The following is a 20342-nucleotide window of genomic DNA, read 5'->3' on the forward strand; positions in this document are numbered from 1 at the left end:
GGCGCCAAGGCCGGCTGACCATCCGGCAATACGAAACCGCGGGCCCTCTGGTGGCCGGGCTCAGGTGGGACTGACCTGCATGTCCGGCATTGTGCGCCGGTTTTCGGAAGTCCGGGCTGGGGTTTACTCGTTATTGAGTTCCGCGAGTATTTCGTCTGTGTGCTGGCCCGCGGTAGGCACATCCCGAAACAGCTCCGGGCGTCTGCCGCCGATGGCTAATGGCAAGGCCGGCAAGGCCGCCTTCTCGCCGGCGTTATCGCCGTCGGGCACGGTAACCTCAACCAGACCGCCGGAAGCGCTCAGGTGGGCGTCATCAAAGAGATCCTCCGGCCGCGTGATCGGTGCGAACGGCAACTGGGCCTGCGCGCAGCGCTGCATGAGTTCGGCCGGTGCCATGGCCGCAAAGGTCGCCTTGATCTTGGGGATGAACTCGGTCCGCCGCGCCACCCTCCCTGCGTTGGTCTTGAGGTTCGGATCCGCGCCCAGCTCGTGCAGCTCGAAGGCCTCGCAAAACCGCACCCACTGCACATCGCTGACCACGCCCACGAAGATTTGCTCACCGGTGCTGGTGGCGAAGACTTCGTAGATGGCCCAGGCCGACACGCGCGCCGGCATTGGTGTGGCGGCGGTGCCGGTAACGGCCTTTTGCGCCATGTGCTGGCCCACCAGGAACACCGCGCTCTCGTAGAGCGTGGCCACCACTTCGCAGCCTTTCCCCGAGCGTTCGCGCTCGTGCAGCGCGGCCAGAATGCCGAGCGAACCGAACATGCCGCCTTGTACGTCGATCACCGAAGCGCCGGCGCGCAATGGCTTCCCCGGCGGTCCTGTCATGTACGCCAGCCCGCCCATCATCTGCGCTACTTCGTCCAGAGCCGCGCGATTTTCATAGGGCCCTGCCTGAAAACCTTTTTCGGTGCAGTAGATCAGCCGCGGGTTGCGCGCCGACAGCGTCGCGTAGTCCAGTCCCAGGCGCTGCATCGCGCCCGGGCGGAAGTTCTGGATCAGAACGTCGGAGCGGTCGGCGAGCTTGAGCGCCGTTGCCATGCCTTGCGGCGATTTCAGATTGAGGCAGATGCTCCGCTTGTTGCGGTTGTACATGGGAAAGTAGCCCGCGCCGGATCCCGGCAGGCGCCGCGTGGGATCGCCGCCCGGCGGCTCCACCTTGATCACGTCGGCGCCCAGATCAGCCAGCATCAGCCCGCAGGCCGGCCCCATTACCATGTGAGTAAGCTCCAGGACCTTGAGCCCCGCCAGCGGCCCGTGTGCTTGTTCGGTCATCCGGATCAGACCCAGGGCCTGGCAGTGCTGTCAGTGCGCTCGAAGGCTTCAATGGCGGCGCCATGGCTAGCCAGCGTGAGGGCAATGGGGTCCAGACCCTTGAGAATCATCTCCCGCTCGCGCGGTTGTATCGAAAACGGCAGCGCGCGGTTGCCATAGCCCCGCACTTCGCAGGCCTTGAGGTCCACCGTGAGGCGAAATTCGCGCTGTTCGGCCTCGGCGGCCAGTTCCTCGACCTGCGGTTCGGGAAGCGCCACCGCGACAATGCCGTTCTGGGCGCAGTTGGCGCGGAAGATGGCCCCGAAACTCGGTGCAATCACGGCCCCTATGCCCCAGTCGGCCAGCGCCCAGACGGCGTGCTCGCGCGACGACCCGCAGCCGAAGTTTTCGCCGGAAACGAGGATTTTGGCCTTGCGGTAGCGCTTCTTGTTGAGGACGAAGTCGGGCGCTTCGCGGCGCCTGGCAAGGTCTGTATAGCGCCAGTTCGCGAACAGGCCTTCGCCCAGCCCCTCGCGCGAGACCCGCTTCATCTCGCGGCTGGGAATGATCGCGTCGGTATCCACGTTGCGCCGCATCAGCGGCGCGGCCACGCCCGCAACCAGGCCTTTCATTGCAGGACGAGCATGATCGGAATGAGTCCCACGATCAGTCCGCAAATCGCCACCACGCCCACGGTTATTGTGCGTTGCATGCGGTAGAACCCTTCGGCCAGATCCGCCTTCGTCGCGAAGTCCCTCCGCATCTCCTTGCGCAAATCCACCAGTGCTTCCGCAAGGTATTCCTTGGTGACGAACTTCTCGGTGACTTCGTCGAGGTATTCCTTGGTGACGAAGTTGGCCGTTGCTGCGTCGAAGTATTCTTTCGTGACGAACTTTTCGGTGACTTCGTCGAGGTATTCCTTGGTGACGAAGTTAGCCGTTGCTGCGTCGAAGTGATCTTTAGTGACGAACTTTTCGGTGACTTCGTCGAGGTATTCCCTGGTGACGAAGTTAGCCGTTGCTGCGTCGAAGTGATCTTTAGTGAGGAACTTTTCGGTGACTTCGTCGAGGTATTCCCTGGTGACGAAGTTAGCCGTTGCTGCGTCGAAGTGATCTTTCGTGACGAACTTTTCGGTGACTTCGTCGAGGTATTCCTTGGTGACGAAGTTAGCCGTTGCTGCGTCGAAGTGATCTTTAGTGACGAACTGTTCCGTGACTTCGTCGAAGTACTCTTTCGTGACGACGTTAGTCGTGATCGCCTCAAGGTGCTCGTTCGTGACCATGCGCGCCAGGATGTCTTCCTGGGTCTCGGCAAGCCGCTGCCCGAATGCCATTGTTCGGCTCATGGCGCCCAGCATCGCTTCCGTTTGCCGCTCGTCAAAGCCCGCCGCTTCGAGCAACCGCGCTTCGGCAACCGTGTCATAGGCCAATTCTGCCATGTTCCCACTCCTTGCGAATTCCTTGGCGGAGAAGACATCTTGTCGTGTCCTTGTCTCCTTGATAGCCCTTTATAGCGAGCGAGCTGACGGCTGTCAAGGCGTTAAACGGGCCAGTTTTCGGGGGTCGGCGAGGTGGCCGCAAACGGCGGATGCGGCCACGGTGGCGGGGCTGGCCAAGTGCGTGCGCGCGCCCGGGCCCTGGCGATTTTCGAAATTTCGGTTGGTGCTCGACACGGTGCGCAGGCCGCCGAAGCCCTCGCCGCCGGCATAGAAGCACATCGCGCAGCCGGATTCCTGCCACTCGAAGCCGGCTGCCTCGAACACGCGGTGCAGCCCCTCGGCCTCGGCGGCGGCGCGCACGGCCATCGAGCCGGGCACGCAAATGGCCTTCACGCCGTCGGCTACCTGGCGGCCCTGCAGAATCCCGGCGGCGGCGCGCAGGTCGGAGAGCCTGGCGTTGGTGCAGGAACCGATGAAAGCGGCCTCGATTTCGAGTTCCTCCATACGCTGGCCCGGTTTCAGGCCCATGTAGTGCAAGGCGCGCTGCATGGCCTCGCGGCGCCCGGCAGGGCCGTCCGGTTCGGGCGCCCGCGCGTCTATGCCGATCGCGTGTTCCGGACTGGTGCCCCAACTCACCTGCGGGGCCAGGTTCGTGCAATCCAGTTCCAGCTCGCGGTCGAATCGGGCTCCGGCGTCGGACTTGAGCGTGCGCCAGTGCGCCAGCGCGCGTTCCCGGAGCGCACCGCGGGGTGCGAACTCCCGTCCGGCAACAAACCCGAACACCTTTTCGTCCGGCGCCACCATGCCCGTAAAGGCGCCGAACTCGATGGCCATGTTGCAGAGCGTCATGCGGCCTTCCACGTCGAGGGCCTCGACAGCGGGGCCGGCAAACTCCACCGCGTGGCCTAGCCCGCCCATGGCGGAATGGCGGGCGATCAGCGCCAGGATCATGTCCTTGGCGCTTACCGGCGAAGCGGTGCTGCCGAGAAAGCGCACGCGCATGGTTTTCGGACGCTCCACGCGCAGCGTTCCCGTGGCCAGCGCGTGTTCCGCTTCGGTGGTGCCTATGCCCCAGGCCAGCGCGCCCAGGCCGCCCACCGTGCAGGTGTGGCTGTCGGGGCATACCAGGGTCAGACCCGGCTGGGCGATGCCGAGCTCGGGCGATATTACATGCACGATGCCCTGACTCGGATCGTCGATGTCGAACAGCCGGATGCCGGCCTCGCGCGCTGCCTCGCGCGTGGCGGTGATGAATTCCACGCCGCCCGGCATGCGCGAAAGCTCGGGACGCCCGGGTCGCGTATCGACAATGTGGTCCATGACGCAGAAGGCCCGCTCGGGACGCCGTATGGCGCGGCCTGCCTTTTGCAGCGCGCGCAGCGCCAAGGTGCCCGTGCGCTCATGCAGAAATATCCGGTCGATGGCGAGCAGCGACTGCCCATCGTCCATAACCGCGATTTCGTGCGCGTCCCAGAGCTTGTCGAACAGTGTCTTGGGTGCGCTCATCCTATTGCTCCATTGCTCGGCGGACGCGGAACAAGCCTTCCTGTGCCATGGTGGCCGCGCGCGCGCCGTCGCGCCGGTACACGGAAGCGCGCGCGAAACCGCGCGCGCCGCCGGCCCAGGGGCTGTGCAGATCGAACAGCATCCACTCGTCCACCCGTATCGGGCAGTGGAACCACATGGCGTGGTCGAGGCTCGCGAGCTGGAACCCGGAGCGCGGCCGCTGGTGCGGGAACGTGACCATGCCGATCAGGCCCAGGTCGGAAAGAAAGGCGAGAAACGCCTGGTGCGCGACGATGTCGTTGGGCAGCCGTTCCGAGGTTCGCATCCACAACATCTGGCGAGGTTCGCGCACCCCGCCGCCGAGGCTGCGTTCGGGATCCACGGGCCGGAAGTCCAGCGCTTTCGAAAGCCGCAGCAGATTGAAGTAGCGGCGCGGCATCCAATCGGCCTCCGCGGTGGCGAAGTCCCGCAGGTCCTTGAGCGCTTCCGGCGCCGGCGTTTCCGGCATGGGATCCTGGTGTTCCGGTCCCTCCTGGCGGACCTGAAACGACGCCGTCATGTTGAAGATCGGCCGGCCGCGCTGGATCGCCACCACCCGGCGGTTGGCGAAGCTGCGGCCGTCGCGCGCCCTGTCCACCTCGAAAACGATCGGCGCGAGATGATCGCCTTCGCGCAGAAAATAGGCGTGCAAGGAATGCGCAACGCGCTCCTCGACGGTGCTTAGCGCGGCGTACAGCGCCTGGCCCAGCACCTGACCGCCGAACACCCGTCCGGTTCCGAAGTCGCGGCTTTGACCGCGAAACAGATTTTCCTCCAGGCGCTCCAGCTCCAACTGCTCAATCAGCTTGCGCAGATCGTCGCTATGCCGGGTCGCCTCTGACTCTTGCATAGCGGCTAGCGTACCAGCAATCGGCGCAGAATAATGCCGTAAGATACGTGGCCTGCTGTTTTCGAGGGCCTGTGCATGGCTGCGAAAATGAGGATGTCGGTGCTTCTGGCGAAAATCGGCATCGCTGCCTGCGCGGTTGGCGTGGTTCTCGGTGCGGCGGGCATCGGCGGCTACCGCTTGCAGCTACTGACCCTGTTTCCGGCCATAGGCGGCTATGCGGGCAGCGTGCTGGCGCTGGCTGTGGCGGCGCCGGTGATGCTGGTTGCGATGATAGGTTCGCGCGGCCGCCTGGGCAGTTGGGCGTTCAACTCGGCGGCCTGGATTGCCCTGGTGTTGTGCGTGTGCATGACCTTGAACAACCTGCTCTGGTTTCGTCAGGCCCAGGTATCGCCGGCCATCAACGATATCAGCACCGACATGGAAAACCCGCCGGCTTTCGAGGCCTTGCTGCCGCTGCGGGCTTCCGCGCCCAGCCCGCCCGAATACGCAGGCGAGGCGGTGGCGCGCCAGCAGCGCGCCGCCTATCCGGAAATCCAGCCGCTGTTCATCGAGGCCAGCGTGACGGAGGCGGTGCAGCTCGCCCACCAAACGGCGCAGGAGCTGGGCTGGCAGGTAGTGGCCGTCGCTCCCGACGCGGGCCGCGTGGAGGCCGTGGACACCACGCCATGGTTTGGCTTCAAGGATGACGTGGTGGTGCGGGTTACGCTTGAGGAAGGCGGCGTGACCGTGGACGTGCGCTCCAAGTCGCGCGTTGACATGGCCGACCTGGGCACCAACGCGCGCCGTATCCGCTACTTCCTCGCCGCCCTGCGCGCCGCCGCTTCCTGAGCGGCTGGTTGGTCCCGAACGCCGCGCTGTCGGCGCAGCGGGCGCATCAGACCATGTAGAGGCCCAGGGTCTCGGCCGTGCAGGCCGGCTTTCTCTGTCCCTCGATCTCGATGCGGTGTCGGCAGGTCATCTGAATGCCGCCGGCGCGCGCGCGTGCCTGCAGCACCGTGGTGCGCACCCGCACCCGGCTTCCGCATATCACCATGTTCGAGAAGCGCACCTTGTTGAGCCCCCAGTTGATCGCCCTCTTGAGCGTGGGAAAGTGAACGAACCGCTCCGTGGCGCCCGGAATCAGGGACAGCGTCAAGTAGCCGTGGGCGATGGTGGCGCCGGCGTCGAGCTCCCGGGCGGCGCGCTCCGGATCCACGTGAATCCACTGGAAGTCCTCCGTGGCGCGCGCAAAACGGTCGATGCGCTCCTGGTCCACCAGGATCCAGTCCGAAACGCCCACTTCCAAGCCTTCCAGCCCGCGGGCGTCTTCTATTGTGCGAACTTCATGCCCCAAGGATGATCCGCCGCGACTCTGCCTTGCCGCGTATTATCGCCTGCCGCGCTCGATCATGGCCAGGAACTCGGCGCGCGCGCGCGCGTCGTCGCGAAACACGCCCAGCATCTGGCTGGTTACCATGCTCACGTTACGTTTGCCGATTCCGCGTGTGGTCATGCACTCGTGCGCTCCTTCGACCACGACCGCCACGCCGCGCGGCTCCAGCACCGTGGAGATGCAGCCGGCGATCTGCGCGGTGAGTTTTTCCTGCACCTGCAGACGATGCGCGTAGGCATCCACCACCCGGGCCAGTTTGCTGATGCCCACCACCTTGTCGCGCGGCAGGTAGGCGACATGCGCCTTGCCGATAATGGGCGCGATATGGTGTTCGCAGTGGGAGTTGAAGTCGATGTGCGTGAGCGCCACGATTTCGTCGTAGCCGTTCACCTCCTCGAAGGTGCGGGACATGAACTCATAGGGATCTACGGAATAGCCGCTGAACCACTCCTCGAAGGCGCGCGTCACGCGCTTGGGCGTATCCACCAGGCCTTCGCGGTTCACGTCGTCGCCGGCCCAGCCCAGCAGGGTGCGGACTGCCTGTTCCGCCTCGGCCCGCGTGGGCCGTTTCACTTCATTCTTGCTCATAAGCCCGCTCCCCGGGAGATGGCGCTACGGTTTGCGAATCCACGCAAGTCTTCATAGCTATTAATGTTCGCAATTGCCAGAGGAATCAGTTTCAGCGGCCGGCGCCGGAGATAGTCCCGTGGCGAAGGCGTTGCTCCGCTCGCCACGGCTCTTGCCAAGTCCGCAAGGGTAGCCGGTTCGTAGATGGCGCACAACGGCTCGGGGTCTTCGGTATCGGGATTGCAGAACGCGGTTGCCGCGCACTCCGGGTCGCGTTCGGCGATCAGACGCCGGATGTCGCGCTCGGACAGCCCCGGTTGATCGCAAGCCACGGTGAGCCAGGCGTTCGCCGGGGCCTGGGCATGAGCCGCCTCCAGTCCCGCTGCCGGTCCGCGCTGCGGATAACGGTCCGGCAGGCAGCGAAAACGCGAGCGCAACGGGTCCAGAGCGTGTTCCGGCCGCACCGATACCCAGACATCGTCCAGGCAGCCTGCGAGCAGCCGCGCGGCGCGTTCCAGCAAACTTGCGCCTGCGATCCGGGCCGCCGCCTTATCGCTGCCGAAGCGGGTGCTCTGGCCACCGGCCAGCACCAGGCCCGACAAGCGGGGAACCGGGACTTCGAATTCAGCCACGCCGAGCAGTCGCGCGATCGCTCTTGCCGCCCGACTTGGCGACCAGACGGGCCTCGCGGATCACCATGCCCGGCGCGGCGGACTTCAGCATGTCGTAAACCGTAAGCGCCGCAACCGTGGCGCCGGTCAGCGCTTCCATTTCCGCCCCGGTCTTGTCGCTGACCCGCACCGCGCAGTCGATCACCACCTCGTCGTTCTTGAGATCCACTTCGATCCGGCAGCCCTCCAGCTTGAGTGGGTGACAGAACGGGATCAGTTCGTGGGTGCGCTTGGCGGCCTGGGTGCCGGCGATGATGGCGGTCTGGAATACGGGCCCCTTGTGGGAGGCGATCTCGCCGTTCACGGCCATTGCCGCGGCTTCCGGGGGCAGTGAAATGCAGGCGCGAGCGCGCGCTGCGCGGGCCGTGACCGCCTTGTCGGCCACGTCCACCATGCCGGGGCGCTGTTGTGAGTCGATATGCGAGAGCACTAGCTGGAATTATAGTTTCGGCCTGCCACGGCGCAGGGCTAGCGGGCTATACGCGATATACTTCGCACCCTCCAATCGAGTTGTCGCATGACCGTAGTAGCCAAGTTCGAGATCAAGTACACGCAGTTCCTGGACGAACACGGCAAAACCCAGAGAGAGTTGCCGGAATTCGCGGCCGATGCGGAACAAATGACGCGCATGTATCGATTCATGCAGCTCACGCGGATTTTCGATCGACGCTGCATCAACCTGCAACGCACCGGTCAGGTGGGCACCATTGCCTCAAGTCATGGTCACGAAGCCGCGCAGATCGGTGTGGCTGCGGCGATGCGTCCGGACGATGTGCTGGCTCCTTCGTATCGCGAACATGGCGTTGTAATCTGGCGCGGCGTTCGCATGAGCCAGCTCCTGGCCGTATGGGGCGGTGACGAGCGCGGGCACGATTGGGATGGCGCGCGCCACGATTTCCCGTATTGTGTGCCTATCGCCACGCAGTGCCTGCATGCGGCCGGGGCGGCGTTCGCGCTTAAGATGCGCGGCCAGGAAAACTGCGCCGTGGCCCTGTGCGGAGACGGCGCCACCTCCGAGGGCGCGTTTTACGAAGCGCTTAACGCCGCCGGCGCCCTGCATTTACCGGTGGTGTTCGTCGTTACCAACAACCGCTACGCAATCTCCATGCCGGTGACGGGCCAGACGGCGGCGGGCACGCTGGCGCAAAAGGCGATTGCCGCCGGCTTGCCGGGCGAGCAGGTGGACGGCAACGACCTGATCGCAGTGCGTCGGCAGGCGGATCAAGCCATGCGCAGGGCGCGTTCCGGAGGCGGCCCGTCGCTGATCGAAGCTTTGAGCTACCGGCTTGGGGACCACACCACGGCCGATGACGCCTCCCGTTACCGTGAGGACAGCGAAGTGCAGGAGGCCCGCGACCGTGAACCTCTGAAGCGGATGCGGCGTTTGATGGAAGCAAACTTCGGCTGGACCGAAGAGCAGGAAACGGCGCTGCACGAAGAAATCGAAGCGGAAGTGGAAGCCGAGGTGGATGCCTATTTGCGGATGCCGAAGCCGCAAATCGAAGACATCTTCGCGCATCAGTTCGGCAATATGCCCGCCATGCTTGAGGCGCAACGCGAGATCGCCCGCAAGTATCCGGTTCCCAGTCACGACTGATGGCCCATCTGACGCTGGTCGAAGCTGTCAACCAGGCCCTGGCCTGGGAAATGGCGCATGACGACTCGGTGGTGGTGTTCGGCGAGGATGTGGGCGTGAACGGCGGCGTGTTTCGGGCCACCATTGGCCTGCAGGAGCGCTTCGGCGTCGAGCGGGTGTTCGACACGCCGCTGGCCGAGGCGATGATTGCCGGGCTTTCGGTGGGCATGGCCTCGCAGGGCCTCAAACCGGTGCCGGAAATCCAGTTCATGGGCTTCATATATCCCGCGCTGGACCAGATCATCAGTCACGCCAGCCGGCTGCGCAACCGCACCCGCGGGCGGCTGACCTGCCCGATGGTGCTGCGGGCGCCGTTCGGAACCGGCATCCACGCGCCCGAGCACCACTCCGAGAGCACCGAGGCGCTGTTTGCGCATATGCCGGGTGTGCGGGTGGTGATTCCCTCCTCGCCCGCGCGAGCCTACGGGTTGCTGCTTTCCGCTATCCGCGATCCCGATCCGGTGGTGTTCCTGGAGCCCAAGCGCATCTATCGCGCGTTTCGCCAGGAAGTGCCCGACAATGGCGAAGGCCTGCCGCTGGATCGCGCTTTCGTGACTCGTCCGGGCACGGATCTGACGCTCATCTCCTGGGGCGCTTCGGCGCTGGAGACATGGAATGCCGCTGGCGAGCTGGCCGATGAAGGTGTTGATTGCGAAGTGATCGATGTGGCTACGGTCAGCCCGCTCGACAAGGATACGATTCTGGAATCGGTGGCGCGCACCGGCCGTGCGGTAATCGTGCATGAAGCGGCAATGAGCGGCGGCGTAGGCGCGGAGATTGCCGCCATCCTGGCGTCCGAAGGCCTCTACAGCCTGGAAGCGCCGGTGGCGCGAGTGGCGGGTTACGATGCGGTGCCGCCGCTGGCGCGCATGGAATACGGCTATATTCCCAGTGTGCAGCGCATCAAGGACACCGTAAAGGAAAACATGGAGAGCTAGCCGCTTGCCGCTTCTTCGCACAACAGCAGCGGGCAATGCTCCAGGGAAAGCGGGATGAAAGAGTTCAAGTTACCCGATCTGGGCGAGGGGTTGACCGAGGCCGAAATCGTCGAATGGCACGTAAGCGCCGATGACCGCGTCCGGCTGGACCAGCCGCTGGTGTCGGTGGAGACCGACAAGGCCGTGGTCGAGGTGCCTTCGCCGGTATCGGGCCGCGTATTGTCCGTGCATGGAGAGCCGGGCGATGTGATCCCCGTGGGCGAGGTGCTGGCGCGCTTCGACACCGGGGTTGATGACAGCGCAGATGCTGACGAGTCAACAGCCACCGGCGGCACAGCGAAAGCCGGCCAGTCATCCGCTGCCGCCGAGGGCGACGCTGGCGAAGCGGACGATGCTGAAGAAACCGCTGCGACTGACGAACCGGGCAGCGTGGAGCAGCCACCGGGCGTGGTGGGCGAGCTGCCGGCCAGCGGGGTGGTACTGAGCGACACCACGCAGGCATCTCCGGCGGCGCCACCCAAGCAGCGGGCCAAGGCCGCGCCTTCGGTGCGGGCGCTGGCGCGGGAACTCGGTGTCGATCTGGCGCAGGTGCAAGGTTCCGGTCCAGGAGGGCGGATCACTGCCAAGGATGTAGCAAGAGCCGGAGAAGAAGCCCGAACGAGCCCGCATCCGGAAAGTGGAGCTTCCGATTCCCCCGCGGATGCCGGAGCATCCGGCGCTGTCGGCCCGCAAACCCAACAAGACACCGGCGTTTCCGCCCGTTCCGCTTCCGGCCCCCAACCCGGCGCCGAGGAAAAGCTCGCCGGTCCGCGCCGGGTCATGTTCAAGAGCATGAGCGCTGCGCGCAGCGAAGTGGCGCTATGCACCGTGATGGATGACGCCGACATCCACGACTGGGAGTCGCCCCGCGACTACACGCCGCGGCTGATTCGCGCCATGGTGGCCGGCTGTCGGGCGGAACCGTGCCTGAACGGCCTGTTCAACGCGGACACGGGCGTGCTGTCCCTGGCCGAGCATGTGCACATGGGTCTGGCCATGCATACGCCTCACGGCCTGATCGTGGCCACGATCCGCAATGCCCAGGCGCTGAGCCTTGGGCAGTTGCGCGACGAAGTGGCGCGGCTCAAGCAGGCCGGCATGGAGCGCGCGCTCAAGCCCGCCGAGGTACGTGGTTACACGATTACGCTATCGAATATCGCCGGCGGTTCGTCGCGCTATGCAACGCCGCTCATGGTGCCGCCCACGGTGGCCATCCTGGGCAGCGGGGCGGCCCGCGACGAAGTGGTGGCGGTGGATGGCATGATCGCCATTCGGCGCATGCTGCCGCTTTCGCTCACCTTCGATCATCGCTGCGTGGCGGGCGCCGAAGCCTCGCGTTTCCTGAGCGCCGTGCTGGCGGACCTCAAGCAGGCCTCGTGAAGTCCCCTTTGGGCCGGCTGATCCTGTGCCGGCACGGCGAGAGCGTGTGGAACCGCGAAAACCGTTTTACCGGCTGGACGGATGTCGGTCTTACCGCCGACGGCGAGGCAGAGGCCCGCCGCGCCGGGCGTTTGCTGAAGAAAGCCGGGCTGATTCCCGATTTGGCGCATACCTCGGTGCTGACGCGCGCGGCGCGAACGCTCAAGCTGATGCTTGAGGAACTGGATGCCGGCGCCATTCAGGTGCACGCCAGTTGGCGTTTGAACGAACGCCACTATGGCGCGCTGCAAGGCTTGAACAAGGCCGAGACCATCGCGAAGCACGGCGCCGAGCAGGTGCAGGTCTGGCGCCGTTCCTATTCCACGCCGCCGCCCGCGCTGGCGCCTGCCGATCCGCGCCACCCGCGCCACGACTCGCGCTACGCGGATATCGAATCGCCGCCGGCCTGCGAATCGCTTCGGGACACGCTGGAACGGGTGCAGCCGTATTGGAAACAGCGCATTGCGCCGGATATCCGTGCCGGTCGGTGTACGCTGGTGGCGGCCCATGGCAATAGCCTGCGGGCGCTGGCGAAGCTGCTGGAGAACATCTCCGACGAGGACATCGTGAAGCTGGAGATTCCCACCGGGCAGCCGCTGCTCTACCAATTCGGGCCCGGCATGCGGGCTCAGCCCCACCAGCGCCTGGGAGCTGCGCGATGATGTATGCGCTGGGCGAGCGTGAGCCGCTCTCGAAGGCGTTGTTCGTTGCTGCCGACGCAATCGTGATTGGCGCCGTGACGCTCGGCGAGGACAGCAGCGTCTGGTTCGGCGCCGTGCTGCGCGGCGACAACGAGCCCATAGTGATTGGCGCGCGCAGCAACATACAGGACGGAGCAGTGGCGCACACCGACATGGGCTATCCCACCACGGTAGGCGAGGATGTGACCGTCGGACACCGGGTAATCCTGCACGGCTGCACAGTGGAATCGGGCTCTACCATCGGCATGGGCGCGATTCTGATGAACGGCTCGCGCATCGGCGCCAATAGCCTGGTGGCGGCCGGCGCGTTGATTCCAGAGGGCCGCGAGTTTGCGCCTGGCAGTCTGATCGTGGGCGTGCCTGGGCGCCAGGTGCGCCTGCTGTCCGACGCCGAGCGGGCGGAGGTGGCTCGCGGAGCCGACATCTACGTGCGCAACGCGCGTCGCTTTCGCGACCAGCTACGGGACTTGGACGCTTAGGCCCGCGGATCGAATCCGTTTCGGGAATTCCGGGCGAGAGAGGGCTTTGCGCCGCGAGTCAGGCGCTGCGCTCGGCATGGGAGGCCGTCAGCTCAGCCATGATCGAGAGCGCGATGGACGCCGGGTCGCTGGCGCCGATATCCAGGCCCACCGGCCCACGCAGTTTCTCGCGCAGGTCTCCGGCGCCCTCGCCCAGGTCTTCCAGCAGACGTTTGCGGCGAGCCTTGGGGCCGAGCACGCCAACCCAGGGGATGCGCTGGTTCGCCAGCGCGGCCAGATAGGAGCGGTCTGCCGCGAGATTGTGGCTCATCACCACGCAGGCGCTCCAACCGCCGAGATTCACGCGCTCGGCCAACTGTTCGGGGCGCACTTCGATGACTTGTTCCGCCGCGCCGAGGTCGCCTCTTTCAAGGTAGGAAGGGCGGTGGTCGCAGACGGTAACTCGCCAGCCCAGCCGTTCGGCGAAGTCCACCACCGGCGCGGCGTCCACGCCGGCGCCCAGCACCAGCAGCCGGGGTACCGGGTGCAGCACATGCACCAGCAACTGCCGGTCCGGGTCGTGCAGTCGGTGCAGCCCGGGAGCCAGTTCTGCCGGCACTTCATCGCCGAACGTGGTGCGGCCGATCAGTTGCTCGCTGCCTTCCACCACCACGGCGCAGCGCGCCGCTTTCCCGCTCATTGCCAGGTCCGACATGCGGGTCAATGGCGCCCAGGGTTCCGTGCCGTCGCCGGAAAGCGGCTGCAGCAGCACCTTCAGCATTCCTTCGCAGCCCACTCCGGTGCCGAACAGCTCGTCGTGCTCCCCGCGCATGTCGTAGCAAACGGAGCGCGGTTCTCCGCTCGTCAGAACGGCGGCTGCGTGTTCGGCCAGATCGCCCTCCAGGCAGCCGCCGCTCACCAGCCCCTGGTAGTTGCCCTGGCCGTCGATGAGCACCCGCGAGCCCGCCTTCGAATAGGTTGAACCGGCCGTTTGATAGACCGTCCCCAGCACTAGCCGGTCATTGGCTGCCCGCCATTCCCGGAACGTCTCGACCAAGTGCTTCAGCGCCATGTCTTCAGCGCCCTATTCGTGAATTCTTCAAGGCTTCATGGTTTGGCATGGGCAGGCCCGTCACGCGGAATGCTCGCCAGGTGCGGAACTGCGAGGCGGAATTGTATTGTGCGCTTGGTCCCAGGCGAATTCAAACACTTTTCTCGATTCCACATATGGAATATTTTTCGAGTAACCCGCACTCTTGGGGCGCCCAGTCGCTGATCTGTGCAATACTCGGAAGTCCGCGATGAAAGGTCGCGGGACGGTAATGAGGAGGTCATGATGTTCAAGACACAAAATCGCACTGCCTTCTGGGTGCTTGGCGCTGCGCTGTCCGCAGGCCTGCTGCTGCCCGAATCCAGGGCGCTGGCGCAGGGAGTGGCGCTTGAGGAAATCGTGGTTACGGCGCGAAAACGCGAGGAGGCCCTGACGGACATCCCCTTCGCGGTATCGGCGTTTTCCGAGGCCGAGCTGAACATATCCAACCTGAAGAACTTCGTGGACATGTCGCTGTTCACGCCCGGGCTGACATACCAGAACGCCACCGCCAACCGCGCCGACCGCGGCGTGCCGAACATCATCATCCGCGGGCTGAACATCAACGCGGTTTCAAGCTCGTCGGTCGCGGCGCTGTTCTTTATCGACGGCGCGCCCGTGTTCGGCGGCGAGGTCGGCAGCTTTGTGGATGTGGTGCGCGTGGAAGTGCTGCGCGGGCCGCAGTCGGCCTACTTCGGACGCAACACTTTCTCCGGCGCCGTCAATCTTGTTACCAAGGACCCCGGCGAGGAATTCGGCGGCTCGCTGGGCCTGGATGTCGATCGATTCGGCACTGCGGACCTGCAACTTTCCGTGGAAGGGCCCATTGTTGCGGACCGCTTGGCGTTCCGTCTATCCGGACGCAGCAACCGGAAGGGAGGTCACTGGGTAAACAACCGTAACGGCGCGCGCGAGATCGGCGACGAAGACACTCGGTCGCTGGTGGCGACATTCCTGGCCACCCCCACCGACACGCTGCGCTTCAAGCTGCGCCTCGAAGATATCGAGATCGAGGACGGGCCGCAACCCTCGTTTCGTTTCCCGAGCAGTTTCGCGAATTGCGATTCGGACGGCAATGGAACGATCACCTACCGCTGCGGCTTGCCGCCCGATGCAAGCGTCGCCGAGTCCCTGGTGGGCCACAACGACGCGTTTGCGCCTGACTATTTGAGCAACGGCAACTACGTGCGGGACGTTATCGAGGCGTACTCGCTGTTTTCGGATTCCTCGTCGAGGCAGATCGACGACGAGGGTGTGTTTATCGAGAGTATGGGACTGGCCAAGCGCATTGCGGGCGCCACTTTCACGGCTGCGGCGGAGTTGCCCGGCGGCATGAGCCTGGATTGGATAAGCGGCTTCAACGAAACCAAGTCCATGATCGTGAGCGACGAGAACACGCTGCCCAGGCAATCCGTTTCCGGGCTTGCCGATACTTTCCTCGTGGAGCGATGGTCGAAGAATTCCTCGCACGAGGCGCGGCTGTCGTCGGGAGGCGAAGGGCGCTTGCGCTGGACCGCGGGCGCCAACGTGGTGGAAAGCGAGGACGTCGCTTCCTGCGTGGCCGGGGTGTTTTTTGCGCCGCGCGGGTTTACTTGCCGCCCTGTTCTCGACACCTCTACCTTGGGTGGGTTCGGAGGCGTCTATTACGACTTCACCGAGAGGCTCACCGTGAGCGCGGAAGCGCGCTATCAGAACGACGAGGTGAATGTGGAATCCGGCGGCCTGTCGGCGGAATTCAAGGACGTCGGAGGGCGGGCAACTATCCAGTACCGGACCGCCAATGACTTCATGTTGTTCGCCAACTATGCACGCGGATTTCGTCCCGGCACATTCAACTCCATCGTGGTTACCCTGTCGCCCGCCGAGGCCGCCAGCCTGGAACAGAACTCCGGCGCGAAGCTGGACGTGGCTCCGGAGACGCTGGACCAGTACGAGGTGGGCGTGAAGGGCACACTGCTGGACGGACGGCTGCAGGGTTCGCTGGTCGGCTATTGGGGCGAGATAAAGGATCAGCAGGTTCAGCAGATAGGTTTGTTCATCGACGACGAAACCGGGCTCGAGTCACCTGTCGGCATTCTGACCAATGTCGGCCTGCTCGATATGAACGGCATCGAAATCGAGGCCCGCTTCCAGGCAACGGAGCGATGGATGCTGACGGGTGCGTTTGCCCGCAACTACACCGAGTATGTGGAAGGCATCTGCAATCTTTGCGTAAGCAATGGCGCCACGGCGTCCAACCGCGACCACTTGGGCAACCAGACGTTTCTGACCCCGGAATTCACGGGGTCGGCCACGGCCACCTACACCCAGCCCGTGTTTGGCGGTCGCATGGAGGGGTTTGTGCGCGGGGAATACCTGTACGAATCCACCAAGTACGCCACAGAAGCGAACGTATTCGACACCGGCAACCGGAACCTCGTGAACTTGCGTTTCGGCGTGGAGGCTGAAAGCTACCGCGTCGAAGCCTATGCCACGAACCTGTTCGATGACGACACCTACACCTACGTGGCGATCAACACGGATCTGGACAATTTCCAGAGAGCTTTCGTGTCCGGGCTCCCGTACAAGCGCGCCATCGGCATCCGCGGAACCTTGCGCTTTTAGCGCGGGAGCAGTGCGGGGCGGCATCAGTCGCCTTGCAGGGACGGGCGCAGCGCGAGCAGGGATTCGGCCAGGCTAAGCTGGCCCCGCGCGCGCAGGCGGTTGTGTTCGGCGCGCGAGGCGAAACGTTGCGGGTCCCAGCCGAAGTAGCGATCGTCGAGTATGTCGGCGGTAAAGCGGGCGGTGAGTTCGAGCGTGATCCAGAGCGTGGCGTCCACCAGGCCCTTTCTCTCCGCTGCGGTGATGAAGTCAGCCACGTCGAGGTAGGCGCCGCGCGCCGCGCGAAACAGCTCGGCGGAGAACTCGGTGCGGGCGCTGTCCTCGCCGGCAGGGTTGCACCAGGAGCGGAAGGCGTCGCCCAATTCGTAGGGCAGGCGCAAGCGGCCCAGCGAGTCGAGATCGACCATCGCCAGCCCTTCGCCCGCGGGCGTGAAAAGCATGTTATTGATCTTGGGGTCGCCATGCACAACGCGCGGCGGTGTTTTCGGCGCCGGCGGCAGGGTGGACACGATTTCCATCACGCGCTGGCGCAAGGCCTGGGCGTCTTCGCGCAAGGGATGATCCTGGTGTCGGGTCAGCGCCTCGTCCAGAGCAGCGAAGCGTCGCGCCGGCTCGTGAATCGGTCGGCGGCGGCTGGCGAAGGGCTGGTTGAAGTCGGTCAGTGCGCCGTGGAAGCGCGCCAGCAGCGCTCCGGCCTGCTCGGCTTGGCTCGCGTTTTCGAGCCGATTGTGGAACTCCCCCTCCAGCCAGGTCAGCATTCGCCAGATACCGTCTTCCCGCTCTATATAAAGGCCCCCCTGCAGGTTGCGCAGCAGACGCGGCGTAGGCATGCCCTGGGCGGCGATATGCGCTGTTACGGCTTCGATGTCGCCATGGATTTCGGCCCCCAGAATGGGACTTAGCCGCTGCAGCGCGTAACAGCTTCCGTCGTGGGCGCGCACCTGCCAGGTGCGATTGATCAGACCGTGATCCATGAAATCAAGCGCTGCAGCGCTTATGCCGTAGTACGCCAGCACCCGTTCGGCCGTCGCCGCTTCGGCATTGCTGCTGTCTTGTTCCGACGGCATGGGCGCCGGCTCCCCTGGTGGATCAGTCCGCTTCAACGAAAGGCATCCGAAAAAAACGCCGCCAATATAACCGAGCCTTGGCCCGGCCTTGGGGTCGCTGCCGGAACTGCCGGGTTTTGACTCTGTGGCGCCAGCACATATACTCCGTCTTCCTGTGCGGCGCGATCCTTGGGCCTTCCGGGGAATTTGCCGAATCAGCAGAGCTTGGGAGGGCTTGTGCATGACCTACCGTAGTTTCCGCCGTCTTTTTGGCGGCGCCTTTGTCGGGCTGGCGGCAGCCCTGATGGGTATTCAGGACGCCGTGCCCCAGGACGGCGAACTCGAAGAGATCGTGGTGACCGCGCGCAAACGCAGCGAGTCGGTGCTCGAAATCCCGATTTCCGTGTCTGCGTTCTCGCAGGACGACCTCGACAACTTGGGTATGAACACGCTGGAGGACGTTTCCAGTGTCACGCCGGGCTTCGCCTTTCAGAACGTGGGTCCGGGCGGCACCGGCGGGCGGCACAATCCCAACATCCGTTTCCGCGGTCTGAGCGTGCAGCAGGGCAGCCCCGCTTCGCGCGCCGGCGCGGTGTTCTGGAAGGGCGGCTATATTTCCGATGGCGCCGGCATCCTGCCGCTTATCGACCTGGAGCGGATCGAGGTGCTGAAGGGGCCGCAAACCGCGTTCTTCGGGCGTAATACCTTTGCCGGCGCGGTGAACTACATCCCGGCGGGGCCCGGCGAGGAATTCGGCGGCAAGGCGTCGCTGTCCTACTCCGGTTCGGACGATACCAGCTACAACTTCACCGCCGCCGTGGGCGGACCGATCAGCGAACGGGCCGGCGTTCGATTTGCCTTCATGCAGCAGAAGGTGGGCGGAGATTTCCAGTTCGATAACGGCGATCCGATCGGCGAGCAGAACAACACCGCCGTTACCGGATTGGCCACCTTCGAGGTTTCCGACGCCCTGAGCTTCCAGGTGTCCGGCTTCTACGTGGACTCCGACGACACCATGGCGCTGCAGTCCCAGAATGCGCCGGTGGCGGCGGGTAGCTGCAACCGGACCTACTCGGGCACGATTCGCGCCGTGGGAAGCGGCGCCAACGCCGGCAGTTTCAGCACCGACCTCTCGCAATCGCCGAGGAACCTGTTTTGCGGCAACGCGCCCGATTGGGATGCCGTGGAGCCCAATTTGTCGGCTGCCGGCAAGATTACGGCAGGCACGCCTTTGTTCCAGTTTTCCAACCCGTGGTCGTTCGTCCAGAACTTGCCGCCGGAGTTGCGCAGTTTCGGCATCGTTGATCCTCCGGATGGTCTGGGCAACACCTACGAGCTGTGGCGGGCTGATCTGTCGGCAGAATACGAGTTGGCCAATGAAGGCGTGGTGAGCGCGCAATTCGCGCGCGGCGAGTCCACAAGCTGGCGCATCTTCGACAACAATTTCGGAACGCCAACCTTGTTCGTGTTTGCGAATTCGGCGGATCCTTGGCTTTCCGCGCAGGCCAGTTGGGTGCGCGATACCTATGCCGAGGTTCGCTACGCGCCGCAGCCCCAGGAGCGTATCAACTACGTGGTTGGGGCCAGTTACTACGCGCAGGACAATCGCCTGACGGACTTCAGCAGCTTCGGCGCCACCAACAATCTCAATTTCCAGGATGGCGACAACTTCGGTGTATTCGGTTCCGTCGAATATCAGCTTACGGAGCAGTGGACCGTGTCGCTGGAAGGACGCTGGAACCGCGATACGCAGACCATCCTCTACGACGGCATCTCGATCGCCCAGGGCATCGATCCGGCGCCGTTGGAGAACCTCGAACAACAATACAGCGCCTTCATGCCGCGCCTGATCATTTCCTGGCAGCCCAACGAGAACATGAATTTCTACGGGCACTTCTCCAACAGCAACCTGCAGGGCATCTTTACCAACGCCACCGACTATTCGCAAGCCACCATGGTCGAAGTGCCGCTCGGCATCTTTACCCCCAAGCAGACGCTCTCGGCGTTTGAAGTCGGCGTGAAACAGCGCGTGGGCGGCTGGTTGAGCTATGCGGTGGCGGTCTATTTCATGGATTGGGAAAACCAGACCTTCTTCGAGTTGAGCCCGGCGCCGCTGTTCGTAGCGGCCAATCTGGCCGGCGATTCGGAAACCACCGGCATTGATGTGGAGTTTGAGGTAACGCCCAGCGAATGGCTGAGCGTGAGCGGCGGCTTTTCCTTCAATGATGTGGAGTTCACCGACTTCGCCGGCACCGGATCGGTGGCCACGGCGGTGCTCGCTCCGCCTCCCACGTTGGCCATCGGACAGCAGATCTCCTCGGTTGGCGGTCGGCCCCGCTACGTTCCGGAATGGACCGGCAGCCTGTCTGCCACGCTCCAGCTCGATGAGTTGGTGGGCTTCGCGAACGGCGCCTGGCTCAGGGTGGACGGGATCTACCAGGGTCAGTTCTACATCGACAACTTCAACTACAACTCGGTCGATGGATACTGGAAGATCAACGCCCGGCTGCACGCGGACATCAGCGACGTCTTCGCGGTTGAGCTATACGGCACCAACCTGACGAACGACTTGAGCTACACCACGGCGGGTGGCACCACGAGCATCTTCGGACTGCCGCACCGCAAGACCTTTGCGCCGCTGCCCCGCAAGCGCGAGGTAGGCCTCAAGGTGAAGGCCAGCTTCTGATCTGAGCTTTCTGAACAAGGGGAGGGTT

19 protein-coding genes are annotated in these 20342 nt (G+C 64.5%); 8 read left to right on the forward strand and 11 right to left on the reverse strand.

What is annotated here, in order from left to right:
* Positions 1-123 precede the first annotated feature (123 nt).
* From ACWCOO_RS02605 to ACWCOO_RS02625, 5 genes are all read right to left on the reverse strand, one after another.
* Positions 124-1278 (reverse strand): CaiB/BaiF CoA transferase family protein, encoded by a 1155-nt coding sequence (locus ACWCOO_RS02605; RefSeq protein ID WP_446831414.1) that lies wholly within the window; start codon positions 1276-1278, stop codon positions 124-126.
* 5 nt (positions 1279-1283) lie between these two features.
* Complete coding sequence (gene leuD / locus ACWCOO_RS02610; RefSeq protein ID WP_446831415.1) at positions 1284-1889, reverse strand: 3-isopropylmalate dehydratase small subunit; 606 nt, start codon at positions 1887-1889, stop codon at positions 1284-1286.
* Positions 1886-2695: a hypothetical protein gene (locus ACWCOO_RS02615; RefSeq protein WP_446831416.1), complete on the reverse strand. Its 810-nt coding sequence runs from the start codon at positions 2693-2695 to the stop codon at positions 1886-1888. Before ACWCOO_RS02615 ends, leuD begins: the two co-directional genes overlap by 4 nt.
* A 93-nt stretch (positions 2696-2788) precedes the next feature.
* Positions 2789-4201: a 3-isopropylmalate dehydratase large subunit gene (locus ACWCOO_RS02620; RefSeq protein ID WP_446831417.1), complete on the reverse strand. Its 1413-nt coding sequence runs from the start codon at positions 4199-4201 to the stop codon at positions 2789-2791.
* Between the two features lies 1 nt (position 4202).
* Positions 4203-5090: an acyl-CoA thioesterase gene (locus ACWCOO_RS02625; RefSeq protein ID WP_446831418.1), complete on the reverse strand. Its 888-nt coding sequence runs from the start codon at positions 5088-5090 to the stop codon at positions 4203-4205.
* 75 nt (positions 5091-5165) lie between these two features.
* Between ACWCOO_RS02625 and ACWCOO_RS02630 the strand changes: the two genes are divergently transcribed.
* On the forward strand, positions 5166-5918 hold the full coding sequence (locus ACWCOO_RS02630; RefSeq protein ID WP_446831419.1) for a DUF1499 domain-containing protein: 753 nt from the start codon (positions 5166-5168) through the stop codon (positions 5916-5918).
* Between the two features lie 46 nt (positions 5919-5964).
* On the opposite strand, the gene ACWCOO_RS02635 is transcribed toward ACWCOO_RS02630, so the two are convergent.
* From ACWCOO_RS02635 to moaC, 4 genes are read right to left on the reverse strand one after another with little or no spacing between them, the layout of a single operon-like run.
* Entirely contained in the window at positions 5965-6423 is a 459-nt protein-coding gene (locus ACWCOO_RS02635) for a MaoC family dehydratase (RefSeq protein ID WP_446831420.1), read from the reverse strand.
* Positions 6424-6456: 33 nt separating this feature from the next.
* A complete protein-coding gene (folE, locus tag ACWCOO_RS02640; protein ID WP_446831421.1) occupies positions 6457-7050 on the reverse strand; it encodes a GTP cyclohydrolase I FolE in 594 nt (197 codons plus the stop codon).
* Positions 7047-7661: a molybdenum cofactor guanylyltransferase gene (gene mobA / locus ACWCOO_RS02645; protein WP_446831422.1), complete on the reverse strand. Its 615-nt coding sequence runs from the start codon at positions 7659-7661 to the stop codon at positions 7047-7049. The genes folE and mobA overlap by 4 nt, the downstream gene beginning before the upstream one ends.
* On the reverse strand, positions 7654-8130 hold the full coding sequence (moaC, locus tag ACWCOO_RS02650; protein WP_446831423.1) for a cyclic pyranopterin monophosphate synthase MoaC: 477 nt from the start codon (positions 8128-8130) through the stop codon (positions 7654-7656). Before moaC ends, mobA begins: the two co-directional genes overlap by 8 nt.
* Positions 8131-8217: 87 nt before the next feature.
* On the opposite strand from moaC, the gene pdhA reads away from it, so the two are divergent.
* The 5 genes from pdhA to ACWCOO_RS02675 are packed head-to-tail and all read left to right on the forward strand — an operon-like array spanning position 8218 to position 12912.
* Complete coding sequence (gene pdhA, locus ACWCOO_RS02655) at positions 8218-9297, forward strand: pyruvate dehydrogenase (acetyl-transferring) E1 component subunit alpha (RefSeq protein ID WP_446831424.1); 1080 nt, start codon at positions 8218-8220, stop codon at positions 9295-9297.
* Positions 9297-10274: an alpha-ketoacid dehydrogenase subunit beta gene (locus tag ACWCOO_RS02660; RefSeq protein WP_446831425.1), complete on the forward strand. Its 978-nt coding sequence runs from the start codon at positions 9297-9299 to the stop codon at positions 10272-10274. Before pdhA ends, ACWCOO_RS02660 begins: the two co-directional genes overlap by 1 nt.
* Before the next feature lie 54 nt (positions 10275-10328).
* Complete coding sequence (locus ACWCOO_RS02665) at positions 10329-11693, forward strand: dihydrolipoamide acetyltransferase family protein (protein WP_446831426.1); 1365 nt, start codon at positions 10329-10331, stop codon at positions 11691-11693.
* A gap of 8 nt (positions 11694-11701) precedes the next feature.
* Positions 11702-12394 carry a 2,3-diphosphoglycerate-dependent phosphoglycerate mutase gene (gpmA, locus tag ACWCOO_RS02670; protein ID WP_446831983.1) on the forward strand — a complete coding sequence of 231 codons (693 nt, stop codon included), beginning with the start codon at positions 11702-11704 and terminating at the stop codon, positions 12392-12394.
* The gene (locus ACWCOO_RS02675; protein WP_446831427.1) at positions 12391-12912 is read left to right on the forward strand and encodes a gamma carbonic anhydrase family protein; all 522 of its coding nucleotides are present in this window, start codon (positions 12391-12393) and stop codon (positions 12910-12912) included. The genes gpmA and ACWCOO_RS02675 overlap by 4 nt, the downstream gene beginning before the upstream one ends.
* Before the next feature lie 58 nt (positions 12913-12970).
* On the opposite strand, the gene ACWCOO_RS02680 is transcribed toward ACWCOO_RS02675, so the two are convergent.
* Positions 12971-13963, reverse strand: coding sequence for an XdhC family protein (locus tag ACWCOO_RS02680; protein ID WP_446831428.1), 993 nt, complete (start codon positions 13961-13963; stop codon positions 12971-12973).
* A 261-nt stretch (positions 13964-14224) separates the two neighbouring features.
* Between ACWCOO_RS02680 and ACWCOO_RS02685 the strand changes: the two genes are divergently transcribed.
* A complete protein-coding gene (locus tag ACWCOO_RS02685) occupies positions 14225-16585 on the forward strand; it encodes a TonB-dependent receptor (protein ID WP_446831429.1) in 2361 nt (786 codons plus the stop codon).
* A gap of 23 nt (positions 16586-16608) precedes the next feature.
* On the opposite strand, the gene ACWCOO_RS02690 is transcribed toward ACWCOO_RS02685, so the two are convergent.
* Entirely contained in the window at positions 16609-17649 is a 1041-nt protein-coding gene (locus ACWCOO_RS02690) for a phosphotransferase enzyme family protein (RefSeq protein ID WP_446831430.1), read from the reverse strand.
* 220 nt (positions 17650-17869) lie between these two features.
* Here ACWCOO_RS02690 and ACWCOO_RS02695 point away from each other — a divergent pair, with 220 nt between their 5' ends.
* On the forward strand, positions 17870-20314 hold the full coding sequence (locus ACWCOO_RS02695) for a TonB-dependent receptor (protein ID WP_446831431.1): 2445 nt from the start codon (positions 17870-17872) through the stop codon (positions 20312-20314).
* Positions 20315-20342: the final 28 nt, after the last annotated feature.

Origin of the sequence: Candidatus Foliamicus sp., from assembly GCF_965221325.1 — a bacterium.
Classification (GTDB): Bacteria; Pseudomonadota; Gammaproteobacteria; order Steroidobacterales; family Foliamicaceae; genus Foliamicus.

Coding starts and splice junctions, on each gene's coding strand:
- ACWCOO_RS02605 (WP_446831414.1), bottom strand. CDS start 1,278: ATGACCGAACAAGCACACGGGCCGCTGGCGGGGCTCAAGGTCCTGGAG.
- leuD (WP_446831415.1), bottom strand. CDS start 1,889: ATGAAAGGCCTGGTTGCGGGCGTGGCCGCGCCGCTGATGCGGCGCAAC.
- ACWCOO_RS02615 (WP_446831416.1), bottom strand. CDS start 2,695: ATGGCAGAATTGGCCTATGACACGGTTGCCGAAGCGCGGTTGCTCGAA.
- ACWCOO_RS02620 (WP_446831417.1), bottom strand. CDS start 4,201: ATGAGCGCACCCAAGACACTGTTCGACAAGCTCTGGGACGCGCACGAA.
- ACWCOO_RS02625 (WP_446831418.1), bottom strand. CDS start 5,090: ATGCAAGAGTCAGAGGCGACCCGGCATAGCGACGATCTGCGCAAGCTG.
- ACWCOO_RS02630 (WP_446831419.1), top strand. CDS start 5,166: ATGGCTGCGAAAATGAGGATGTCGGTGCTTCTGGCGAAAATCGGCATC.
- folE (WP_446831421.1), bottom strand. CDS start 7,050: ATGAGCAAGAATGAAGTGAAACGGCCCACGCGGGCCGAGGCGGAACAG.
- pdhA (WP_446831424.1), top strand. CDS start 8,218: ATGACCGTAGTAGCCAAGTTCGAGATCAAGTACACGCAGTTCCTGGAC.
- ACWCOO_RS02660 (WP_446831425.1), top strand. CDS start 9,297: ATGGCCCATCTGACGCTGGTCGAAGCTGTCAACCAGGCCCTGGCCTGG.
- ACWCOO_RS02665 (WP_446831426.1), top strand. CDS start 10,329: ATGAAAGAGTTCAAGTTACCCGATCTGGGCGAGGGGTTGACCGAGGCC.
- ACWCOO_RS02675 (WP_446831427.1), top strand. CDS start 12,391: ATGATGTATGCGCTGGGCGAGCGTGAGCCGCTCTCGAAGGCGTTGTTC.
- ACWCOO_RS02680 (WP_446831428.1), bottom strand. CDS start 13,963: ATGGCGCTGAAGCACTTGGTCGAGACGTTCCGGGAATGGCGGGCAGCC.
- ACWCOO_RS02685 (WP_446831429.1), top strand. CDS start 14,225: ATGATGTTCAAGACACAAAATCGCACTGCCTTCTGGGTGCTTGGCGCT.
- ACWCOO_RS02690 (WP_446831430.1), bottom strand. CDS start 17,649: ATGCCGTCGGAACAAGACAGCAGCAATGCCGAAGCGGCGACGGCCGAA.
- ACWCOO_RS02695 (WP_446831431.1), top strand. CDS start 17,870: ATGACCTACCGTAGTTTCCGCCGTCTTTTTGGCGGCGCCTTTGTCGGG.